Below are 3,910 nucleotides of genomic sequence, written 5' to 3'. Positions count from 1 at the left end.
ATGGACGTAACAGGACTCGAACCTGTGACCCCTACCATGTCAAGGTAGTGCTCTAACCAACTGAGCTATACGTCCAAGTTTTGGAATCGGTATACACCGCTTTTCTAGTATATCAATTAGAGACCAAAAATCTAAATTTTATGAGAAAATATAAATGATACATATATTTCTCTGAGTATACATACGAATATTTTATAATTATACATTTTCTCCTAGCAGGGGTATTGCAGGAGAGATTGAACTATCCGACCACAACCTAGGCTGTAAGGAGAGCTTTTGAGTTTATAGGAAACTGCATAAGTTTGTACTTACCTACACTTTTTTCGTTATACTTATAAACTGTATAAAATATCAATTTTTTTTGAAATGTAACGGATATAGCACTACCAGAATTGGTTAGGATATTTTTCAATCCTGTTCACGGAGCATTTCCGCACGAAAAAACCCTTTTACAGTTTGCTATCCCTGTGCCCTATTCCTATTTCATGTAACGCTATATAAAAAATATGAACAAAACTGTAAAAATACTGCTGAGAAATTTCAAGCAGCAATATCGTCATCATTGGAGTAGCAGTAATGCTCAGTGTCTGTAGCGTCAGCAGTCTATATATATTACTGAAAAACTTACCAAAAAATTCAAGACCACCGATAAACCAAACACAGTAGTAAATGCAATCTTATTCAACCTGAATATTTATAAAGTTCTCACAAAACGAATAGAATATTAATTACACAAATTATGAGTACAAATTCATCACAAGTAAATACATCTGCTGTGCAAGCAGGTGGTCAACTTAGCTCCTTTGAAAAATATCTCACTGTTTGGGTAGCTGTGTGTATCCTCACAGGTATTGCACTAGGGAAAATATTTCCTGGTGTTGCCAGTGCATTAGATGCTATGAGCATTTATCAAGTATCCATACCCATTGCTATCTGTTTATTTTTTATGATGTATCCCATCATGGTAAAAATAGACTTTACCCAAACCAGAAATGCAGTTCGTGCCCCCAAGCCCGTAATTTTAACATTAATCGTTAACTGGGTAATTAAACCTTTTACCATGGTGGCGTTTGCGCAAATTTTCCTCGGTTGGCTATTTCGTTCACTATTAACAGGTACAGAAATATTGCGCGGTACAGAAGTAGCATTAGTAGATTCCTACATCGCTGGAACAATATTACTCGGTATTGCACCTTGTACGGCAATGGTATTAATGTGGGGTTATCTTTCCTACAGCAACCAGGGACATACATTAGTAATGGTGGCGATTAATTCTTTGACAATGTTGTTTTTGTATGCTCCACTAGGACGATGGTTATTGTCAGCTAATAATTTAACTGTGCCTTGGGAAACTATTGTTTTATCGGTGCTAATTTATGTGGGTTTACCTCTAGCTGCTGGAATATATAGTCGTTACTGGATTTTTAAAAATAAAGGAAAAGCATGGTTTGAGGGTAAATTCCTCAAGTATTTAAGTCCTATTTCTACTGCTGCTTTGTTGATAACTTTGGTTTTATTATTTGCTTTTAAGGGAGAATTAATTGTAGAAAATCCTTTTCATATTTTGTTGATAGCAGTACCACTATTTCTCCAGACTAATTTTATTTTCTTGATTACTTATGTAGCAGCTTTGAAAATGAAATTACATTATGAAGATGCTGCTCCTGCTGCTTTAATTGGAGCTAGTAATCATTTTGAAGTGGCGATCGCCACTTCAGTTACTCTATTTGGTTTGAATTCTGGGGCAGCTTTAGCAACAGTAGTGGGAGTATTAATAGAAGTGCCAGTAATGTTGATGTTGGTAGAATTTTGTAAACGCACAGCTTTTTGGTTCCCTCGCCAACCAGAAAAGGCAACATTAATTGACCCCCGTTGTTGTGCGACTCCATTTGTTGGAGAGTAGGGGAGTGGGGGAGTAATCTAAGAAGCTATCCCACTATTTTTAACAAACTTATTTGTTTATGTAAAATGTGTTCAAAAAGCTTAATTTTTCAGAACGGGCAAGATGCCCATTCCACAATAAAGCATACACTTTGATAACAGAATTCAGAAATGACAAATTTTGAGCATCCTCCCAGAATTTTATTCCTATACGGTTCTTTGCGCGAACGTTCTTACAGTCGTTTGTTGGCAGAAGAAGCTGCTCGAATAATTACAGAAATGGGGGCAGAAGTGAAATTTTTTCATCCCCACGATCTACCTTTGCGAGGACGAGTAGAAGATTCTCATCCAAAAGTTCAAGAGTTGCTTGAATTGAGTCAATGGTCTGAAGGTCAGGTCTGGTCTTCTCCAGAGATGCACGGTAATATCACAGGTATTCTCAAAAATCAAATTGACTGGATTCCTTTAAGTATTGGTTCAGTGCGTCCAACTCAAGGAAAAACTTTGGCAGTTATGCAAGTGAGTGGGGGATCTCAGTCTTTTAATGCAGTTAATTCCCTACGAATTTTGGGCAGATGGATGCGAATGTTTACTATTCCGAATCAGTCTTCTGTAGCGAAAGCTTATCAGCAATTTAATGAAGATGGGACGATGAAAGATTCAGCTTATCGCGATCGCGTTGTTGATGTTATGGAGGAATTATATAAGTTTACATTATTATTGCGAGATCAGGTTGATTATTTGACAGACCGTTATAGTGAGCGTAAAAAAAAGGAAGGAAATTAACTATGGAAGAAAAAACAATTCAACCGATAGCAGAAAATTTATGGTGGGTAATTCCAGATAAACTTGCCGGAGTCCGCAAACCTTTGGCAGAAGAACTGCCAGAATTACAAACATTAGGTATTGGGTCAATAGTTTCGGTGATGGATGACCCTTCTAATCTGGAATTGTACGAACAAGCTAACTTACCTCATCTATGGTTACCGACTAAAGGCGGCACTCCTCCAAGTCGGGAACAGGTTCAGCAATTACAGGATTTTATTGATGCTCAAAATAGTCAGGGAAATGGAGTTGCGATTCATTGCACCAGTGGTAGAAGACGAACAGGTACAGCTATTGCTGCGTATTTAATTGTTTCTGGGTTAACCTACAGTGATGCCATGGAGAAAATTTTGAGTGCAAATCCAGAAATTGATTTACGAGAAGCTCAAAGTAAGTTTTTGCAAGATTTGGCAACAAATTCACTTGTTTAAATAGGGTTTGCTGAAAAAGTCTTCTTGCTGTTTTCTAGTAGTCAGTAGTCAGGAGAAATGGTAGATTGAAGGAATGTAATTGGAGCAATTATTTCTCTTTTCTAAAAGTCAGGAAATTATAGTCATTCTGCTGCCCGCTTCTTTTTATTTGGTTCGCGAGATGTCTGGTTTGTGGGGGGATTACCTGTTTTTCTGCAAGGTACTTTGGGTTGGTCGTTTTATCAAGTTGGTGGATTTATGGCTTCTTGGGTGATTGGCTATGGTATTATTCAATCTTTAGCACCAACACTTATCTGGACTTTAGGAAAAAAAGGTTAAAAACAAGGTCAAACCTTTATACAGTAATGTTTTTACCTGAAATCAAACGTTTTCTTGATATATCTAGGTTTCAGCCATTTTAAGCAAGTTCAGATATTTCCCTTGCTAATACTGGGTTTGAAACCATTTTCAGTGTAAAAAATCTAAAAGTCCAGTTACTTAAACTGACTTTGAAGTATTAGCATATAATTGTATTTCACAAAAAGGCTGATTAAACCTAGTCTTTCAACTAGCTTTTAAGCCAACGAGTTGCACTGTTCGGTTACTAACGATCAATCTAAATCTCACAAGCTTCCGTGCGAGGATAAAGATCCCAATGCCAATTCAAATGTCCTGGTCTTTGGGGAAAGTGTCCTACAGGCAAAGTATTCATGTTTTTTGCATTTGTTTCCAAATTCAATTTATCTTGACTTAACCAATTTCCATTTCGTCGCCAGCCCATTTTATCGCCAAAA

At 37.1% G+C, this 3,910-nt stretch carries 4 protein-coding genes and 1 tRNA gene; 4 read left to right on the top strand and 1 reads right to left on the bottom strand.

All coding sequences use genetic code 11. The annotated features are described in order from the left end of the window. Nucleotide 1: 1 nt before the first annotated feature. Nucleotides 2-75, bottom strand: a tRNA-Val gene (locus AC3DU7_RS27725). Nucleotides 76-739: 664 nt separating this feature from the next. On the opposite strand from AC3DU7_RS27725, the gene arsB reads away from it, so the two are divergent. The 4 genes from arsB (at nt 740) to AC3DU7_RS27705 (ending at nt 3,455) form a co-directional block, all read left to right on the top strand. Continuing rightward, nucleotides 740-1,903 carry an ACR3 family arsenite efflux transporter gene (gene arsB, locus AC3DU7_RS27720; RefSeq protein WP_488042483.1) on the top strand — a complete coding sequence of 388 codons (1,164 nt, stop codon included), beginning with the start codon at nt 740-742 and terminating at the stop codon, nt 1,901-1,903. 149 nt (nt 1,904-2,052) lie between these two features. Beyond that, a complete protein-coding gene (gene arsH, locus AC3DU7_RS27715) occupies nt 2,053-2,667 on the top strand; it encodes an arsenical resistance protein ArsH (protein ID WP_488042482.1) in 615 nt (204 codons plus the stop codon). Between the two features lie 2 nt (nt 2,668-2,669). Beyond that, nucleotides 2,670-3,137 (top strand): phosphatase domain-containing putative toxin, encoded by a 468-nt coding sequence (locus tag AC3DU7_RS27710; protein ID WP_488042481.1) that lies wholly within the window; start codon nt 2,670-2,672, stop codon nt 3,135-3,137. 171 nt (nt 3,138-3,308) lie between these two features. Continuing rightward, complete coding sequence (locus tag AC3DU7_RS27705) at nt 3,309-3,455, top strand: hypothetical protein (protein WP_488042480.1); 147 nt, start codon at nt 3,309-3,311, stop codon at nt 3,453-3,455. The last annotated feature ends 455 nt before the right edge of the window (nt 3,456-3,910 follow it).

It is taken from the genome of Okeania sp., from assembly GCF_983059655.1.
Note: the sequence above shows the minus strand (reverse complement) of the source record. Positions and strands in the feature narration are given on the sequence as shown.